10 protein-coding genes are annotated in these 16965 nt (G+C 56.3%); all 10 read right to left on the reverse strand.

Translation table 11 applies throughout. The annotated features are described in order from the left end of the window. Positions 1-19 precede the first annotated feature (19 nt). The gene (locus DQG13_RS16740; RefSeq protein WP_113020932.1) at positions 20-772 is read right to left on the reverse strand and encodes an ABC transporter ATP-binding protein; all 753 of its coding nucleotides are present in this window, start codon (positions 770-772) and stop codon (positions 20-22) included. Positions 773-775: 3 nt separating this feature from the next. After that, positions 776-3094 carry an ABC transporter permease gene (locus DQG13_RS16745; RefSeq protein ID WP_113020933.1) on the reverse strand — a complete coding sequence of 773 codons (2319 nt, stop codon included), beginning with the start codon at positions 3092-3094 and terminating at the stop codon, positions 776-778. Continuing rightward, positions 3094-4377: an MFS transporter gene (locus DQG13_RS16750; protein ID WP_113020934.1), complete on the reverse strand. Its 1284-nt coding sequence runs from the start codon at positions 4375-4377 to the stop codon at positions 3094-3096. The genes DQG13_RS16745 and DQG13_RS16750 overlap by 1 nt, the downstream gene beginning before the upstream one ends. Then, a complete protein-coding gene (locus tag DQG13_RS16755) occupies positions 4370-5008 on the reverse strand; it encodes a TetR/AcrR family transcriptional regulator (protein ID WP_113020935.1) in 639 nt (212 codons plus the stop codon). Before DQG13_RS16755 ends, DQG13_RS16750 begins: the two co-directional genes overlap by 8 nt. A 351-nt stretch (positions 5009-5359) precedes the next feature. After that, a complete protein-coding gene (locus tag DQG13_RS16760) occupies positions 5360-7657 on the reverse strand; it encodes an ATP-dependent helicase (RefSeq protein ID WP_113020936.1) in 2298 nt (765 codons plus the stop codon). 212 nt (positions 7658-7869) lie between these two features. Continuing rightward, positions 7870-8664, reverse strand: coding sequence for a hypothetical protein (locus DQG13_RS16765; protein WP_113020937.1), 795 nt, complete (start codon positions 8662-8664; stop codon positions 7870-7872). Further along, positions 8661-9158 (reverse strand): YdeI/OmpD-associated family protein, encoded by a 498-nt coding sequence (locus tag DQG13_RS16770; protein WP_113020938.1) that lies wholly within the window; start codon positions 9156-9158, stop codon positions 8661-8663. Before DQG13_RS16770 ends, DQG13_RS16765 begins: the two co-directional genes overlap by 4 nt. 128 nt (positions 9159-9286) lie before the next feature. Next, a complete protein-coding gene (locus DQG13_RS16775; protein WP_113020939.1) occupies positions 9287-13360 on the reverse strand; it encodes a LamG-like jellyroll fold domain-containing protein in 4074 nt (1357 codons plus the stop codon). Positions 13361-13378: 18 nt separating this feature from the next. Continuing rightward, the gene (locus tag DQG13_RS16780; RefSeq protein WP_113020940.1) at positions 13379-15202 is read right to left on the reverse strand and encodes a sensor histidine kinase; all 1824 of its coding nucleotides are present in this window, start codon (positions 15200-15202) and stop codon (positions 13379-13381) included. A gap of 63 nt (positions 15203-15265) precedes the next feature. Beyond that, positions 15266-16870 (reverse strand): response regulator, encoded by a 1605-nt coding sequence (locus DQG13_RS16785; RefSeq protein WP_181592793.1) that lies wholly within the window; start codon positions 16868-16870, stop codon positions 15266-15268. Positions 16871-16965 lie beyond the last annotated feature (95 nt).

Raw genomic sequence — 16965 nt, forward strand, 5'->3', positions numbered from 1 at the left:
TGGTTTTACCCCTCCGGCCCTAAATCCCCAGTTCCTGCATCCTAAGCGCAACAGTCTTTATCCGGTCTTCCGCGCTGCCGGACTGGGGGAGCCGCAGTTCGCTGACGATTTGGCCGTCGTGCATAAACAGAATCCGCCCGGTCCGCGCCGCTACCTTGGCGTCATGGGTAACCAGCACCACGGTTGTACCCTCGGCGTTGATCCCGGCAAGCAGCTCCATAATCTCCGCAGCCGCCGCCGAATTTAATGCCCCGGTAGGCTCGTCGCCGAAAATCACCCGGGGGCTGCCCATCAGGGCGCGGCAGATGCCGGCCCGCTGCAGCTGGCCTCCCGACACCTGGGCCGTGTCCCGTTTCTCCAGCTCCGCAATCCCTGTTTTCTTCATCAGCGCCCTGGCCTTCTCCACAAGGGCTGCGGCGTTTTTCCGGTTGTCCCGCATGGACGGCAGAATGATGTTGTCCAGCAGGTTCAGGTTTTTCAGCAGAGTGGGCTGCTGAAACACAAAGCCCATCCGGGTGCGGCGGAGATCCGCCAGCTCCTGCTCCCGCAGGGAGGACAGATCCCGTCCGTCAAACCTGATCCACCCGCTGTCAATGCCGTCCATCCCGCTCAAGGCATACATCAGAGTGGATTTGCCGGAGCCTGACGGCCCCATCACCGAGACAAATTCGCCCTCGCCGATCTCAACCGACACCCCGTCCAGAACCCTGACCTGCTCATCGCCTGCGCCGAAGGATTTGACAATTTGCTCACCGCTTATAATCGTCTTCATGGCCTACTCCTTCATATATTGGGATATTTGGACGTGGCCCGCCCTCCAGGCCCCCGCCACGGTGGCCAGCAGCACCGAACAAATCATTGCCAGCGGACAGACCAGGTAAGCCGCAAGAGGGTTAGCGGCAAATTTGAATGTGGAAGCGCCGAAGAAGGAAATGGCCATTCCTGCAAGCCCCTCTCCCAGGGTATTGGCCAAAAGCAAACCCAGCGCCATGGCGGCAAGCAGCACAAACAAGGAGCGGGAGGCGTATTGCCTGGCAATATCACCGCGGGTAAAACCCAGCGCTTTCATAATGGCGATGGAGGTTTTGTCCTTGGCCGCCAGCAGCTTCATAAACAACAGAGTCACCAGGAACATGAGCAGCAGGGCAACTGCAAATGCGGCATAAGCCGCCTTGCCCACGGCGCTGATGGTGGAGCCGAAGGTTTTGGCCACATAGTCGTCAAGGTCCGAAACCTTGGCATACCCGAACCGGTCGGCATATTCCCGCACCTTGCCTGCGGCCAAAGACGGATCGGCCAGCTCCGCGTAGATGACGCTGCGCATGGCTTCACCGCTTGTATCGGTAAACACAGCCTTGGCTGTTTTGCCGCCGTTGGTAATATCCGAATAAATGCCGCATACGGTAAGGGCTTTTGCTTGCCCGCCGCTCAGCAGCGTTAGCGTATCGCCAATGCTTCTGCCCAGCGCCTCCGCATTCAGCACGGACAAAGCAAGCTCGCCGCTTCCGGAGGGAGCGCCGCCCTGGGAATATTGAACCGGAAACACGGCATGGTTCCCCAGCTCAATGCTGATTCTCCCCTCCTGCCCGGCCTCTGTTTGGACCCTGTACGTGCCGGTGGTCAGCACCGCATGTTTCTTTACCGCCTTGTCGCCTGCCAGCGCCTTGTCAATCTCGGCGGCCTTGGCGGCAATATCAGCGGTCTGCTGAATGTCGAAGCGCATATCGGCGCGCCCGATGCCCATGTAGGTGCTGAAGCTTTCCGAGGAAATGGTGCTGTACAGGTTCTGGGGCACAATCATCATAAATGCCGCCAGCACCAAAACCGCAAGCATGGTGGCATAAAGCTTTTTGCGGGAGAGAACATCCTTGATCCCGAGAAAAATGTTCGTGTCCAGCAGCCTGCAGCTGCTTAGGCCCATACGTCCGGCGCCGCCGGACCGCTCCCGGGCTCCCCCAAACCGGATGGCGTCGGCGGCGGAGATTTTCTTAAACCGCGCCAGCACCCGGCTTACATAGGCCGTAATCACAAGGAATATAAGCGCTGTGCCTGCCAACCCGGCCAACAGAGCCGCCTTACCATGCCCGCTTTCGCCCATGGACAGCCGGATCTGCTCCAGAAGCGGCCCCTTGAACAGCAAGGACAGGGCATATCCCAGGATACAGCCAACCGCCGCCATAGCCGCATATTTAGCCAGATACAGCCTTTTGATATCCTTTACCCGCAGCCCGATGGCCTTCAACACGCCGATTTCCCGGTACTCCTCCTCGATTTTGGCAAGCAGGGTAAAGCGGATGCACATCAGGGCCACGGCCACTACAAGGGCGCTCATCAAGAGAATAACGGCGATCATCATCCCGTCGGAAATGGCATTGATCATCCTGAACAGCGGATAGGTAACCGCCGGTCCGTTGGCTTCCAGCCCTGCGGAGGCATAGGCCGCTTCAAAAGCCCCCAGCCCCGACAGCTCCTTAAGGCGAAACTCGATCAAATACTCCATGCTTCCCTGACCCTGGATAGCCGCATAATCCTCCTGGCTGACCAGAAACCGCTTGGAGGAGGAGAGGCTGGAGTTCATCTGCGAGTCCCGGAGAAATCCGGCCACCGTCAGCTCCCGTCCCCCAACCGCCGCTTTATCCCCCACCTTGGCGCTGTTGTCCTTCATATAAGCAATAGGGACATACAGCTCTCCTTTTGCCGCGTGGATCACATTGCCGTCCAGGTCCAGAAGATAGTCGAAGCGGCCGCTTTGGACGCTGAAGCCGTTGTCCTGGGCGCTGTCGGCCAGGGATTGCCCGCCCAGCACAATGCGCGCTCCCTCCACGTTCAGGAACTCCAGCACCTGGAAGTCCTCCACATTGCCGTTCCCCTCCGCAAAAGCGGCAAGCCGCTCCCGGTCTATCGTACCCGAATGCATCTGCATAAAATGGGGCGTTTGGGCCTTCGTCATCAGCGCCTCGATGGAGCCGGACAGCTGGATGGCAAGCAGCGCCGCCAGGGAAACCAGCATAGCCGCCGCTGCGACAAACAGGGTGGCGATCAGAGTGGTAACCTTGCTTTTCCGCACATCATTGCGGATGATTCTCGCGAACATCATGCACCTCCGGCTTCCAGCTTTTTAACCGATTGGACCTGGTACAGCAGAATTGAAGTCAGGCACAGCAGCCCTCCGGCCACTATGATCAAAAATCCCGTTCCTCTGCCGCTGCCTGTGCCGATGATCCGCCCCACGCTTCCGGCAAGAGCCCCGCCGTCTATCAGGAGCGGGTTGAACACATAATCCGCCAGCACCCCCGAAAGGGCATAAGCCGCCACATACCCCAGCTGGGAAATAACCCCGATCAGCCCCCAGGCTCTGCCTTGTTTGCTGTTCTCGATATTGCTCCGGGTCAAAAAATCCAAACTGGCATTGGCAAAGGGCAGCATGGCGAAGAAGAAAAAGCCCGAGAGGCAAATCCACACGATGCTCTCCCGCATGCCGAAGGCCGCCATGCCCAGCCCGGCGCAAAATAGGGAAAGCGAAAGCAGCTTTACATAGCCTTTTTTGATGGGGAGAATGCCCACAATCACACTGGTGACAAGCATCCCGGAGGCGGCCACGGTCTCCATGGTTCCCAGGGCGGCGCTGTCCGAAAAGGCCAGCACCAGCGGCGTGGAAAGGGTCTGGATGAAGCCCAGGAAAAAAGTAATCACCGAGGTCATCATGACCAGCACCAGCACACCCCTTTTTTCGGAAACGGCGGCCCAGCCTTCCTTAAATTCCCGGATAAAGGAGGCGGACGCCCTGCCCGAACCTGAAGCAAGGCCGCTGCGGACCACAAGGGTGGAGGCGACGGTGACGAAAAAGGTGCAGATGTCCAAAACAAGCAGCAGCTTGATGTCCGCCACAGTAAGCAAAAATCCGGCCACAATGGGCGAAATGAGGTATTTGGAGGAGCCCGCCACCTGCACAAGGCCGCTGGCTTTGGTGTATTGCTCCGGGGTCAGCAAATCCGTCACCGTCGCCTTGTACGCCGGCTCCAACAGGGAGGAGAATACCGAGCTGATGGCCACCCCTGCGCAAATCTGCCACAGCTGCGCTTCGCCGCGGAGCATACACACCAGAATAAACGCCACCCCCAGGGCGGAGAGGCTGTCCCCCAGCACCATCAGCAGCCTGCGGTCATACCGGTCCGCCAGCACTCCCGACACGGCACTGAGCAAGAGCGACGGCATAAAGGCAAGCAGGGTGACCAAGGCCACTGCCGAGGCTTTTCCCGTGGCCCCGTATACATACACCCCCAGGCCGAAGGACGACAGCCCGCTGCCAATGGCGGAAACCAGCTGTCCCGACCACAACAGCATAAATTTCCCGAAGGGGCTCCCCGTCCTATTCATGGCCGCCGCCCCCGCCGAACATCTGCATCACGGACAGAAGGCTTCCCGCCTCCGCTCCCAGAAGCCGCTCAATATTATGAATGAATGCGGGGATACGGGCGGCCACCTCCTCCTCTGTCAAACGGGCCCCATCGTCAAAAATCGTATTGGCATAGACTACCACCATCTCCATACATTCGTAGGGAAATGGCGTATTGAACAGCCCCTCATCAATCCCTTCCCGGATCATGTCCGCCAGAATGGGAGTGAGGCCGCTGACAATAACCTTCTGAATCTTCTGGTGCATCAGCGCATTCTGGGGCTTGTGAATATGCTCCATAATCTCCTCCCCGCCTCCGCCGCTCACATTCATGGCCGCCACGGCGCGGATAATCCGCTCCACAACCGGGATGCTCCTGTCCGCCGCCACTTCCTGCGCAGCGCGCATCAGCCGGGTATTGTACCGCTCAATCAGGGCGTCCATAATATCCTCTTTGGACTTGAAGTGGTGGTACAGGGTCCCCCGGGCGATGCCCACCTTTTCGAGAATATCGTTGGTGCTGGTGCCGTCAAAGCCCTTCTGGCCAAAAAGCGCATCCGCCGCATCCAATATTTCATCTCTGCGCTCCTCGGGCTTTTTCACAATTCTCATGCTGTGCTGCGCCTCCTTACAACAATAGACCGACTGTCTGTCGGTAATATCATGACATATCCCCCTTGATGTTGTCAAGGAGGAGTCTGACGTGGGTGGGGATGCTCTAACGGCGATGAGAGACGCTATTTGACCAAAAACGGAGGGTTGCAAAACCTAACGGAAGCAGGAGACCTTATTGGGACAAAATTGGGGTGGCGGCAGACAAATTGGGGCAAATAGCGGCTGTGGCCGCCGTTAGATTTTTAGAAGCGGTGTTTTCGCTGAAATAAAGGCTGTGGCCGCCGTTAGAATCCCTCATCGCCGGACCCCACCCTTTTCGCAAAAACTTCCGCGGCCGCGTCCGGCCACCTAAATCAGCTCCAGCAGCCCCATTTCGAGACAGGTGGTAAGGTCAAGGGTCTTCTCCCCGGTTGTGAACCGGATGCTGATTTCTTTTGCGGTTACTTGGGAGACGGTCCCGCTGCCGAATACCCGGTGCTTGATGGACTGCCCCCGGGCCAGATCGGACCGGTTGCGGATGGCGTTGGGGTTGGCGGCGGCTTGCCGATGGGTGTGCTGCTGAGCAGAGGAACGCTGGGAGGAGGCCCGTTGGGACGAAACCTGCCGGGAGGAAGATCCCTGCCGGGACGCTGCAGTTTGTTTGTTCTGCCCTGCCGCCTGGCCGCTCTGTCCTGCCTGCTGCGGCGGATTCAAGATGTTCCTCACCTCGCTGATAAACCGCGATTCCGCCGTCTTTTCCCCGTCCCGCTCCTTGTAGGAAATCATCTGGAGGTTCTGCTTGGCCCGGGTCATCCCCACATAAAACAGCCTGGCCGCCTCCTCCATCAACGCCTGCTTCACCTCCGGCGCGCCGCGCTCGTCATCCTTGGAGGGAATAATCCCCTCCACCAGATCGATCATGTAGACATGCTCGAATTCCAGCCCCTTGGCGCTGTGGAAGGTAGAGAAGGTGACGGCATTCTGTCCTTTGCGCCGCTTGGATTTCTTCAGCTCCGCCTCCAGATGCCTAAGCCGCTCATGGAACTGCACCATGGTTTCCAAACCCTCCGCAATGCCCTCCAGCGTGTTGAGGATGCCTAACAGGTATTCTTTCCGGAAGCCCAGCCGCTCGCACATTTTCTCGATGGCTTTTTCATAGCCCAATTTTCCCCGGATAGTCCGGATGGCTTCCAGGGGCGGAATGCCGCGCATCTGCTCAAAGGTTTCCTTGCACTCCTGCAGCAGCTTCACCTGGTAATCCTGGATGGGGGCGTACCGCTTCAGGTTATCGAATACGGACTCATTGTTGTCGAGGCCTCTGATGGACTCCATCTGCTGGCGGGTAATATACGCGTTCAGCTTCAGGTGGATTTTCTCCAAAATGTCGGCGCGTTTGTCCGAGAAGGTTAACCGCATGAAATTCAGAATGTCCTCCACGATCCAATGGTTGAAAAAACGGATATCCGCATCCTTCATGTAGAAGGGAATCCCCGCCCGGTCAAAGGCGTTCATCAAGGCGATGGAGGAGGAATTGTTCCGGTACAGAATGGCCGCCTCGCCAAGCTCCCCGATTCCTTTTATCTCCTGAACCAGATACTTCGTTTGGGATTCATAGCGTGAAAAGCTTTTATGCTTAATCCTGCCGCGTGAAGGATTATCCGTAAACATGTTTTTGGCATACCGGTTCTTATTGCGCTTAATAAATTCATTCGCTATATGAACAATCCCCTTGGACGAACGATAATTCTGCTCCATGTAGAGGATTGCCGCATTGGGGTAAACCTCGCTGAACCGGAGGAGATAAGAAGGCTCGGCCCCGCGCCAGCTGTAAATGGACTGGTCGTCGTCCGCCACGATGCACAGATTCCGGTGGACCCGGGCCAGCTTTTCGGCAATGGCATGTTGGACCAAGGAGGTATCCTGGCCTTCGTCAATGAGGAGGTAATCGTAGCGCCGCTGATATTTGCCGAGCAGCTCCCCGTCCTCCTCTAGCGCCTGCTCCGCCCAGGTGAGCATATCGTCGAAATCCACCAGCAGGCTGGCATGCCCCGACTGCTTGAAGGCCTCATACTCCTGCAAAACCAGCTCCGCTTGAGGCACATCGCATTTCACCGACTTCCATTGGTCGGACGGAAGCATCTTGTTCTTGATAAAGCTGATATAGGTGGTCAAATCCTCCAGTTGATCATCCGTAATCCGCTCACGGGCAACGGCGCTGTAGATGTTGCGGAGGATGATCTTTTTATGGAGGGGCAGTTGGCCGTCAGCCTGAACCGTTTCCTGCTCCTCCGGGGTGATGTCGCCTTCGATGATTTTATAGGAAATCCGCTTCCTCCAGAAATACTCCCGCATCACCTCAAAGGCAAGGCTGTGTATGGTGGAAAAATCCACGGTTGGCAGCTCCGGGAAAAACCGGCTGAACCGCTCCTTCATATCCATGGCCGATGCTCTGCTGAAAGTGACCGCCTTGATCCGGGAGGGGGCCACCCCCTTCTCTTCAATCAGATAGCCAGTCCGCATAATGATGGTAGTGGTTTTGCCGGAGCCGGGTACCGCCAACAGCAGCATAGGCCCGTCGGTTTGCGCCGCGGCCTTCGCCTGCACCTCATTCAGTTCCACGCCAAGCTCCGCTTTTTTCCGCTGGAAAAATCCGGCCATATCACTCATACTTTTTCGTGTCCTTTCGGTCTACTACAGAAAATTTTCGGTATTCCAGTACATTTTTCAATACTTTTTATGATATAATGCGGGTAGAATGGTAAAGAGGAGCTGCGCGAACAGCCCCTCAATGCCAGCCGCTACAAGGGCGGAGGTTCATCATGTTTTGTGGCAGAAGCTAGGCTCCCGGTCCTTCAAAACCAAGGGGGCCTACTTCTTTTTTAATTACCGCTGCCCCGAACAACCGCCGGGATCAATCTGACCACCAGGTCTCCCTCTACGGCCAGCTCCGTCCCTTTTGGCATATCTACATGCTTGATTTCTTCCACATCCTCTTCGTCCAAGCCGAATATTTCATTTACGCTCCCTTCCCCCACATTGATGCCGCCCGAGCCGGACACGGCTACAATATTGTAGGTGCCCGCCTTGAAATCATCTCCGGCCTCATAGTTCCCGGTGGAGAGCTCCACGGCCCGGGACATCTCATAGGTGCGTCCGGTAAATCCGCTTTGAATGGACTTATACACCACCTGCACCGTCAGCTTCTCGCTGATGATCAACGAAACTCCTCTCGGCAGCTTCAGACCCTTGAAGGAGGAAACATACCCCTTTTCCACACCGAACTCCTCATCCATCTCCAGCTCCGAATCCTGAAGAAAGCCTGTTCCGGAAACCGCTGTAATGTCGCATTTGCCTGGGGGAATATCAATGCCCGCTGTATAAAAGCCTGTGCTCAATGTATACGTATCCGGGACTTGGGACAAATCCTGCGGAGCTTCCGGAGCATAGGCGGCATTCACCGCTCCCGCAGGGGATTCATCCTCATCCTCGACATAGATAAGCGGCGCTCCGCAATACTCGCAAGCACAGTCATCCTCGATCTCATTCTCCGCCCCGCAGCCGGAGCAGACCACCATCTTGGGCGTGGTATAGATAATCCGCAGCTCGTCCTCTTGGTCCGTTTCCTCTTCATCCCGGTCCCTGTTGAAAAGAAACGAAAATAGCCCCTTTTTCATATGGAAGAGCCCCCTTGCTCGGTTGCCGGCAGCTTGCCGCATAAAGCCGCAATCCGATTTTGCTTGGTTTCTTCCTTTTTGGCCAGCTCAATAAATTGAATCTGCTCCCGCTTTATGTAATCCGGTTGGCGGAGAAAGGCGTCCAGCACATTCCGGTTCTTAAGAGCTTCCTCGATGTACGCCGGTAAAACCACCTGCCGGTTCTCCTTGCATTCCTTCAGAAGAACATGGACGGAATCTCCCAGCTCCTTGCCAACGGCTCTCCGCATAAACTCGTTGTAAACAAAATAATGCCCGTTTCTGGAGGGAAGCAAAGTATGTTCGAAGTCATGGCCGTCAACGGTTACGTGGACAGGCACTTTTCCATTGGTGCCGAAAACTTCTGTCCCCTGATGCGGAAAGTAGACCACCTTCCATTTCATTTTGCCCTCCAGCATTTTGATCCCGCTGTCAAACTCATAAACCAAAGCGCTTCCCCCCTGTGATCCTGCCATAAAATGCGTTTTTTCCCTGTATCCCACTGGGATTTCAAATCCATTTTACACCAAGAACAAGAGCTTGAGAAGATCACTGGTGATGGTTTTGCGGCTTTTGCCGTTTACGGGAATCGGGGTACAGAATTTTAGTTATTCCCAGATAAACTCTGCGCTTGAATATCCAATTCGGTCATCGCTCCGGCATATATCCGCACATCATCCAGCTTTCCTTTAAACCAGCCCGACCCGGATATCGCTCTTCCCAGGTACAACGCGCTTGAGCCTGTATTCAGCGTAGTCGTTCTTGCCGCCTTCAGCGTTCCGTCCAGATACAGGCGCATGGTAACACCGTCGAAGGTAAGCGCCAGATGATGCCAGCGTCCATCTGCATATCCATTGGCGGCTGTGCCGAGATTGTTCCCTCCGCTGTTAAAGCCGATCTCGCCATTTCCGTAAATGGAGATTTGCGAAAATCCGCTACCTGCGGCCGTTCCCCAACCAAGCAAAGTGGACGGCGAGATGGAGGTTGTATTGAACCAAAGGGAAATGGTGCGGGCGCTGTTGACCTTCAATAAGTCCCAGGAAGTCTCCACGGCATCGTCCACTCCGTCAAAAGCGAGCGCCCCGTTAAAGCCTGACGGCCCCTCGGTCCAGGACGGATTGCCCGTCAGGCTTCCGGTGCGGTCATTGCCCGAGGAATCGGCAACCGAGCTGCCGGTTCCTTCATCCAAGGTCCAGTGAACCAGCGGATCGGGATTGGCCAGCAGGCGAATCTCCTGGGCCGTCAGCTTGCGGTTGTACAGCATGGCCTGGTCAAGCATTCCCTGATAATAGCCGCCGCTTGCGCCCCGGCCGAGGAATAATTCGTCGCTTGCCGTATCCAGAGCGGTCGCTTTGCTTTTTACATTCACTCCGTCCACATAAAGAATCATATTGCTTCCGTCAAACGTAACAGCCAGATGATGCCAGGCATCGTCCGTATATCCGGCGGATGCCACCGTCAGCTCATTGCCGTTTCCGAAATAGCCGAGTTTGCCGCCCTCAATCCCCAACTGAAAAGCCCGATTGGCGCCATCGGCTCCGTAACCCAGCATCATTCCCTGGCCGGATGCCGATGTCTTGAACCATACCGCCGCACTTCTTGCCTCATTGCCGGCAAGCTCCTTCCACGAAGTGCGGACAGCATCCTGAACGCCGTCAAATTGCAGCGCCCCGCCAATCCGGCCGTCCGTCCGCTGCGGTGAACCTTCCAACAGACCGTCACGGCCGTTCAATGAAGCGTCCAGCGCCAGCTGGCCGGAAGCTTCATCGAGCACCCAATAGCCGTTCAAGGCGGATTCAATGACCGGTCCCATCCTTAACGGTGTGGAAAGTGCATCCGAGCTGCCGTCCGACGTTCTGAAATAGTAGCTGTGGAGCCCTTGCGGCAGCCTGGTCGTCACTGCATACGCTGCGCCCGACTGATAATTCGTATTTGCCGGGTCCGCCGGAGTCATGGCATGGACCACTCCGTCCACCACGGCTTCAACGGCCAGCGGCGGCTGATTGTCCGCATCGCTGTACACAACATGGAAGGTGAAGCCGGTCTCATTGCTGCCTCTGGAAGGCGTTACGCTCTCCTGGGCCAATACCGGGGAAGTCCCCGCAGGCAAGTTGACTGCGCTGATTTCATTCACATACAATTCTCCCGGCTGAACGGCGGTTTGCAGCAGCCAGAAGGTCAAATGCGCTTTGCTGCGGTCCAGCTGCGGATACTGGTCCATATCGAACAGATAGGTATCCCACTCTCCCCCGACTGCCACCGGCGTGCTGCCGGAAATGTTGACAGAGCTGACCCCGTCGCTGATCGCAACTTTGACGGTGGTCTGAGGCGCCGTCGGACTTTTCATCACCACTTTGAGATAACGGTAGCCGGTTAAATCAACCTCGTCCTTCATCGGCTCAAATTTGGCCTGGGATGCCGTGCTGGCCGGATTTTGCCGGAACAGTCCAACCGTTCGGCCGTCTATGGTCGTTCTTTCATAATAGCCCGTGCCTCCCCTGTCGTTCCACCAGTTCACCCAGGCTGCGCCGGAGGTTCCCCCATAATAGCCGCCGCCGCCAAAATCATCGTAAAGCAGCCCGTTGGAAGGATCGGGAAGCGGAGGCGCAACGGTAAAATGCGTGTTGGCAAAGCTCCGGTTGCCCGCATCATCCATCGCTCTGACATCGACTCTTCTGGTGGTATAAGGGCTTAAGCCGGATGTATCGTAAACCGCGCTGTAAACGCCGCCGCTTAGGGTCAACGGCTGCCAGGCGCCTCCGCCCACTCTAAATTCTGCCAGGTCAACACGGCCGGCCGCTTGAACCTTGATATCCACCTGGCCGGTTACGGTTTGCTCCGTCAGCGGAGACAACACCTTCAGCGGCTGCGGAGCCGTGCCTCCCTGATACGCGTCGCCGCCATGCTTGACCATTCCCATGATTGTATACACCAGGCCTGCCTGAATGCTGATGCTGAATTCATTGTAGCGCCACTGATTGGTATCGTCCGCCCATAACGCCCGGTCCTCATACCAGGGACTGACGCTGGCCCGGTCTTTCGTATCCTTGAGCACAGGGCCGCTGACCATGGCGCCGGGAATAATAACGCCGGTGCTGTCCCGGTCATAGGATTGTTCGTCCAGACGGGTATGCAGAAAATCCACATGATCCGCGCCGATTCCCGACACCCAGCTGATATTCCACGGATTTCCGCCAAAAATCCAGTACAGTCCTTTTTGAATGGCCTGCAGGACGGCAGGGTCCTCGAACAGCTCGTAGTAGCGCATCAAATCGCCCAAATAAGAGGCATGGGGCTCATTCACGCCAAAGTCGCCGAACTGGTTGAGCATCCCATACGGGGTATCGTCGGCCAGCGACATAAAATAGTGGGCCTGATAGCGCAAAAGCTGTTCAATATGGGCTTGGACCGCCGACTCGGCAACCGGATACAGCTCTGCCAGAGACATCGGCCGCAAATCCCAATAGTTCGTCGTGTAATATTGTCCCGGAGACAGCGCCAGGGCGCGCCCTTGGGCCGAGGTTAAATACCCGGCATTTCCGGTAAGGCGGTACAATTGGGTTTCCGCCCACAGCAGCACGTTATCCATGCCCCCGTAATTGCGGGTATTGTAGCTTTCGTTGGGACCGGCGAAATCATCGGCATTATCGACGGCAAATTCGTAGAAGACCAGAGCGGCCGCTTCGCTGCGGTCGATGAAATCGAGGGCATAGCCTTCTTGGCCGGCGGCAATTTTCCCGTGATCCAGCGCATATTGGAATGCCCGCGCGGCAGCGGCCAGCGCTCCCGCCGCTTTTCCCGCTCCGTGGATATTCGGCCGGAGCAGCGGCCGGTCATCCGCCGTGCCCGGAATATTGTCCGATACCTTGTCCGGATGCTGAAAGCCGTAGCCTTTGTTGATGTCGTACATCAGGCCGCCGAAATGATCGGCGAATTGGATTACATATTCGCTGCCGAAGGCCGCTTCATCCAGCAGGTCCGGAATCCCGTTGGCATCATTGTCATATTGGATGTCCGCCACATCGGCGTGATTCAGATAAGCCAGGGCCAGTTCCCCGATCACCCACTGGTTGCCGGCATATTTGCCGTAATCGCCGGCATCGTACCAGCCGCCGACCAGATCATAATGCTGTCCGTCCAGCACACCATCGTCCAGATGGGAGGCGCCGTGGAAAATTTTTGCCGACGGTGCGGTATCACTGTACCCTTGAGGATAGACGTCGCTGGTCGCCACGCCGGAGCGCAGCAGCCGGTAGAAGGCCGTCATCTCATCCTTATATTGGCTCCAGAGATTGGACTGGATTGCAAAGGGATAGGAGGCGGCTCCATTGCTGGAAATTGTGAACTGGCTGCCGGTCTGGGTCACATGGGAAAAATCCGCCACGTACACTCTTTTGCCCCATGCCATTCCCTGATCGTCAAGCACCCCGCTGGCAACAGTTGCCGAATTGTTCAGGACGCGAAAGCTCTTATCGGTCAAATCATGGTCCGTAATGACATACGCCACTTTGTATGCGCTTCCATCATAGCCCGCTTGACTGACGGCAATGACAGTTCCCGCCGCTGCCGCAGCCGGAAGCGGCGCGGCGAACAGCCCGCCGAAGGCGAGCAAAAACGAAAGCAACGTCAAAAACGCGGCCTTAAATCCCCGCGGCCTCTTTCTTGAAAACCATGGCATAGTAACGCCTCCGTATCATCATATTTTTGATGCGACTTTTATTAGCCGGATTGTAACTACAGTTCCTTCGCCGGGAACGGAATGAATGTCCAAACCGCCGGAGCTTCCGTTAAACAGGGCAAGCCGGTCCTCTACATTGGACAAGGCATAAGAGTCCCTTGCGCCCCCGGACAGCATGCCGTTTTTGCGGAGATCCATGAACCGTTCTCTTTTGTCAAAGCCTACACCGTCATCCCGCACCTGAATCACGATCATATCCGCTTCCTGGGAAACCGTAACGCGGATGGTGCCCCGCATCGTCTTTTTCTTGCGAATGCCGTGCAGCAGCGCATTCTCCACCAAAGGCTGGAGCGTCAGCTTGGGCATGGAATAATTGCCGACCCCGGAATCCGCCTCAAAGAAGAACTCAAACATTCCGTCAAACCGTTCATGCTGCAGCTCCAGGTACACCTTGGCCAGTTCAAGCTCATCGGACACCTTGACCAAATCCTCGCCCTTGCTTAAGCTAAGCCGGAAATAACTCGACAGCCCTTCAATCATGCGGCTGATATCCGGCGCCTGCCGGTCCCGGGCCAGCCAGTTGATGGTGTCCAGCGTATTGTACAGAAAATGAGGGTTGATCTGGGCCTGAAGCGCCTGCAAGCGGGCTTCCCGTTCCCTGACCTGCGCGCTGTAGACCTCCTCCATCAACAGCTGCACCTTGCGGATCAATTGGTCCACCGAACGCTCCAGCAAGCTGCCCGGTTCATTAAGATAATCGGCGTTTAGAGGTTCTCCCCCGGATTGCCGGATGGCCCGGACCGCAGTTTTCATTCTGCTGTTGATCCGGCGCACAAAATAGGTTTGCAGCACCAGCACCAGCAGCACCAGCATAAGCACGGCCCCCATCAAGGTCGCCAGCTCGGAATACCTGCCCAGCAGCACCGCCTGCCGCGAAATTTCCGCAGCGGGAATCTGTGCCGACAGCATCCAGTCCGGCCCGCCAATTTCAGTGAATACCGCGTACCGGGTTTCCCGGCCTTCATCCCAGCGCAGGATTCCCTCCGTCTGGCTCTTCCACTCTTCGGTCAGATGCCGGGGAAGCGCGGCGGATGGAGCGCTGTTATCCTGATACATAAGAAGCCCGTTCTTATCGGTCATGCTTACCTGTTGACTGGATTCCATGGATAAATTCCGAATCACCGTCCATATGGACGCCACCCGCATATCAATCAGCAGCAGTCCGGCCCACTCCTCGTAGTGCTCAGGGTCGCGCAGCATCCGGCCTACCGAAAAAATAATCTGGCCCTCCCGGTCGATGAAGCGTTCCAGGCGTGAACCGATCCAGACATTCCGCCCTGCGCCGGCTTCAACGCTTTTATACCAGGACTGGTCCTCGGCGTCGCTTAAGGAGAAGAAGTTAATCTTCTCTCCCGTGTATATCTTATAGTTCTTCAAGAACAGGCGTACCCGGAACACATTGGGATTGGCCTCCGCCGGAACGATAACCTGGGTGAGCAGCTTGTTCTTCTCCTCGTATTGCTGAAGGTAAGAAAACCCGCCCTCTCCGGGCGGCCGCAGCGCTTCATACACGACGGGATTCATCAGCAGCGCGTCCGACACTTCGCTGACCCGGTTGAACTGATATTCCATGTTCAACGCCGCTTGCTGGACCGTCTTCAGCATGCTGCGGGTTACCTGCTCCTCCACAACCGCAGAGGAACGTTCCGAATGCATATATAACAACAAGGACAGAGGAATGAACAACAGCATCGTATAAATGGCCAGCCACATCCGCGCCGCCCGCACCTCGGCTATCATCCGCTTGAGCCAGTGGCGCCAACCCGGCCGTTTTGCTCCCATTTTTCCTCCTCCTGTCCGTTGTGATTTATACGCTTTCGGAAACGAGTCCGCCGGCAAATTCCATTACAGCTGATCCCTGTAAGCGCTGGGGGTAAACCCGGTATGCCTTTTGAACTGCTTGGTGAAATACCCGGGATCGCTGTAGCCTACGGCACCGCTGATTTCGTACAGCTTCCAGTTGACGTCGGCCAATAATTCCTTGGCCTTCTCCATGCGCACGGCGGTCAAATACTCCAGCACCGTCATCCCGGTCTCCTGCTTAAACAACAGGCTGAGATAGGTGGGCGAAAGATAGACCTCCCGGGCGATGTCCTCGATCAAGAGGTTTTCCGGATACCTTTTATGAATGATGGATTGAACACTCTCAATGACATGCCTTGGTTTGCTGCTCCGTTTAAATTCGATCTGGGCGCAAATATCGGACAGATACCGGCCGACAATGCCCGAAAGTCCGGTCAAGGTCTCCGCGCGAAGAATGCTCGAGCAGCATTCGGTCTCCTGCTGCTCCATCCCGTCTTTGGCCACCCCAAGCTCCAGAAGCTGCCGTCCTGCAAGCAGCGCCAGTTCCATGGAAACGCTGCGGGCATAGACGATTCCGCCTTGGCGATATATGGACAGGCTGGAGAACAGGCGGTCCAGACAATTGGCAAGCGCATCCCTGCTGCCGCTATGAACCGCCTTGACCGTCTCGTCCACAATGGCCCGGTCGAACCGCTCTTCATTCTCCTGCTCCAGATAGTCCATGGTGATGGTGCGGTTGCTTCCCATATACCATTTATAAGCGGCGGCCTCCCGCGCGCCGGCAAAGGAAGCCGGAATCTGGCGGATATTCTCGGCTTTGTTGCCCACGCCAACCGTCGTGCTGATCTTGAGCAGCCGCCCTGCCGTCTCCCTTAATTCTTCCGCCAGCTTATACAGCGTTTCCTCGGGCATACCCGCCGACTCCCGCAAAATGGCGGTGAACTCTCCCGGCCCCGACTCAAAGCAATAAGCCTGCCAATACTGGCTGGCCAACTCCTGGTAAATATTGGCGAACGAATAATACAACAGCTGCATATCCCGTTCAGACCTCACTCGCATCAAATCCTGCTGCCCGTCAATGACCGCAACCATAATCCAATAGGTGCTATCCGCCGGCAATTCCAGGCCAAGCAGCGCCAAACGCTCCTCAAAGCGGGGAGTGGGCCGGATTGGCCCTTGAATCAGCGAGAGCAGAAATTTCTCCCGCAGCAGCGGCATGCTCTCCACAAGCTTCTTCTCCATGGCGCCGATCCGCTTGCGTTCGGCCTCTTCCCGGTCGAGGGCAAGGTTAATGTTCTTTATCGCCTCTTCCAGCTCGTTCATTCTCACAGGCTTGAAGATGTAGTCCACCGCCTGCACCTCAAGCGCTTTTTTCAGAAAATCAATATCATTATGCCCGCTGATAAATACAATCTTCATCTCCGGAAACAGCGTTCTTAGCCGAATCGACAATTCGATTCCGTTCATATTGGGCATCAGCACATCCGTCAGCACAATATCCGGAGGATTCTCCATAATCCTTTCCAGCGCCACATCGCCGTCATGGGCATCCCCGGAAACCTCAATCCCGTGCGCCGGCCAATCAAAATGCTTCCTCAAGCCTTCACGAACAGAACGCTCATCATCCACTATAAAGAGCTTCCGCATCCCTGCTTTCTCCTCTTCCGCTTGCAGCCTTGTCCGTGCCTCTCGTACTTGTTGTTTAAGCATATTACAATACACTTGAACAAGCAACGCGCTTG

The sequence above is a fragment of the Paenibacillus sp. YN15 genome, from assembly GCF_003285005.1.
In the GTDB taxonomy this organism is placed as follows: domain Bacteria; phylum Bacillota; class Bacilli; order Paenibacillales; family NBRC-103111; genus Paenibacillus_AR.

Coding starts and splice junctions, on each gene's coding strand:
- DQG13_RS16740 (WP_113020932.1), bottom strand. CDS start 772: ATGAAGACGATTATAAGCGGTGAGCAAATTGTCAAATCCTTCGGCGCA.
- DQG13_RS16745 (WP_113020933.1), bottom strand. CDS start 3,094: ATGTTCGCGAGAATCATCCGCAATGATGTGCGGAAAAGCAAGGTTACC.
- DQG13_RS16750 (WP_113020934.1), bottom strand. CDS start 4,377: ATGAATAGGACGGGGAGCCCCTTCGGGAAATTTATGCTGTTGTGGTCG.
- DQG13_RS16755 (WP_113020935.1), bottom strand. CDS start 5,008: ATGAGAATTGTGAAAAAGCCCGAGGAGCGCAGAGATGAAATATTGGAT.
- DQG13_RS16760 (WP_113020936.1), bottom strand. CDS start 7,657: ATGAGTGATATGGCCGGATTTTTCCAGCGGAAAAAAGCGGAGCTTGGC.
- DQG13_RS16765 (WP_113020937.1), bottom strand. CDS start 8,664: ATGAAAAAGGGGCTATTTTCGTTTCTTTTCAACAGGGACCGGGATGAA.
- DQG13_RS16770 (WP_113020938.1), bottom strand. CDS start 9,158: ATGGCAGGATCACAGGGGGGAAGCGCTTTGGTTTATGAGTTTGACAGC.
- DQG13_RS16775 (WP_113020939.1), bottom strand. CDS start 13,360: ATGCCATGGTTTTCAAGAAAGAGGCCGCGGGGATTTAAGGCCGCGTTT.
- DQG13_RS16780 (WP_113020940.1), bottom strand. CDS start 15,202: ATGGGAGCAAAACGGCCGGGTTGGCGCCACTGGCTCAAGCGGATGATA.
- DQG13_RS16785 (WP_181592793.1), bottom strand. CDS start 16,870: ATGCGGAAGCTCTTTATAGTGGATGATGAGCGTTCTGTTCGTGAAGGC.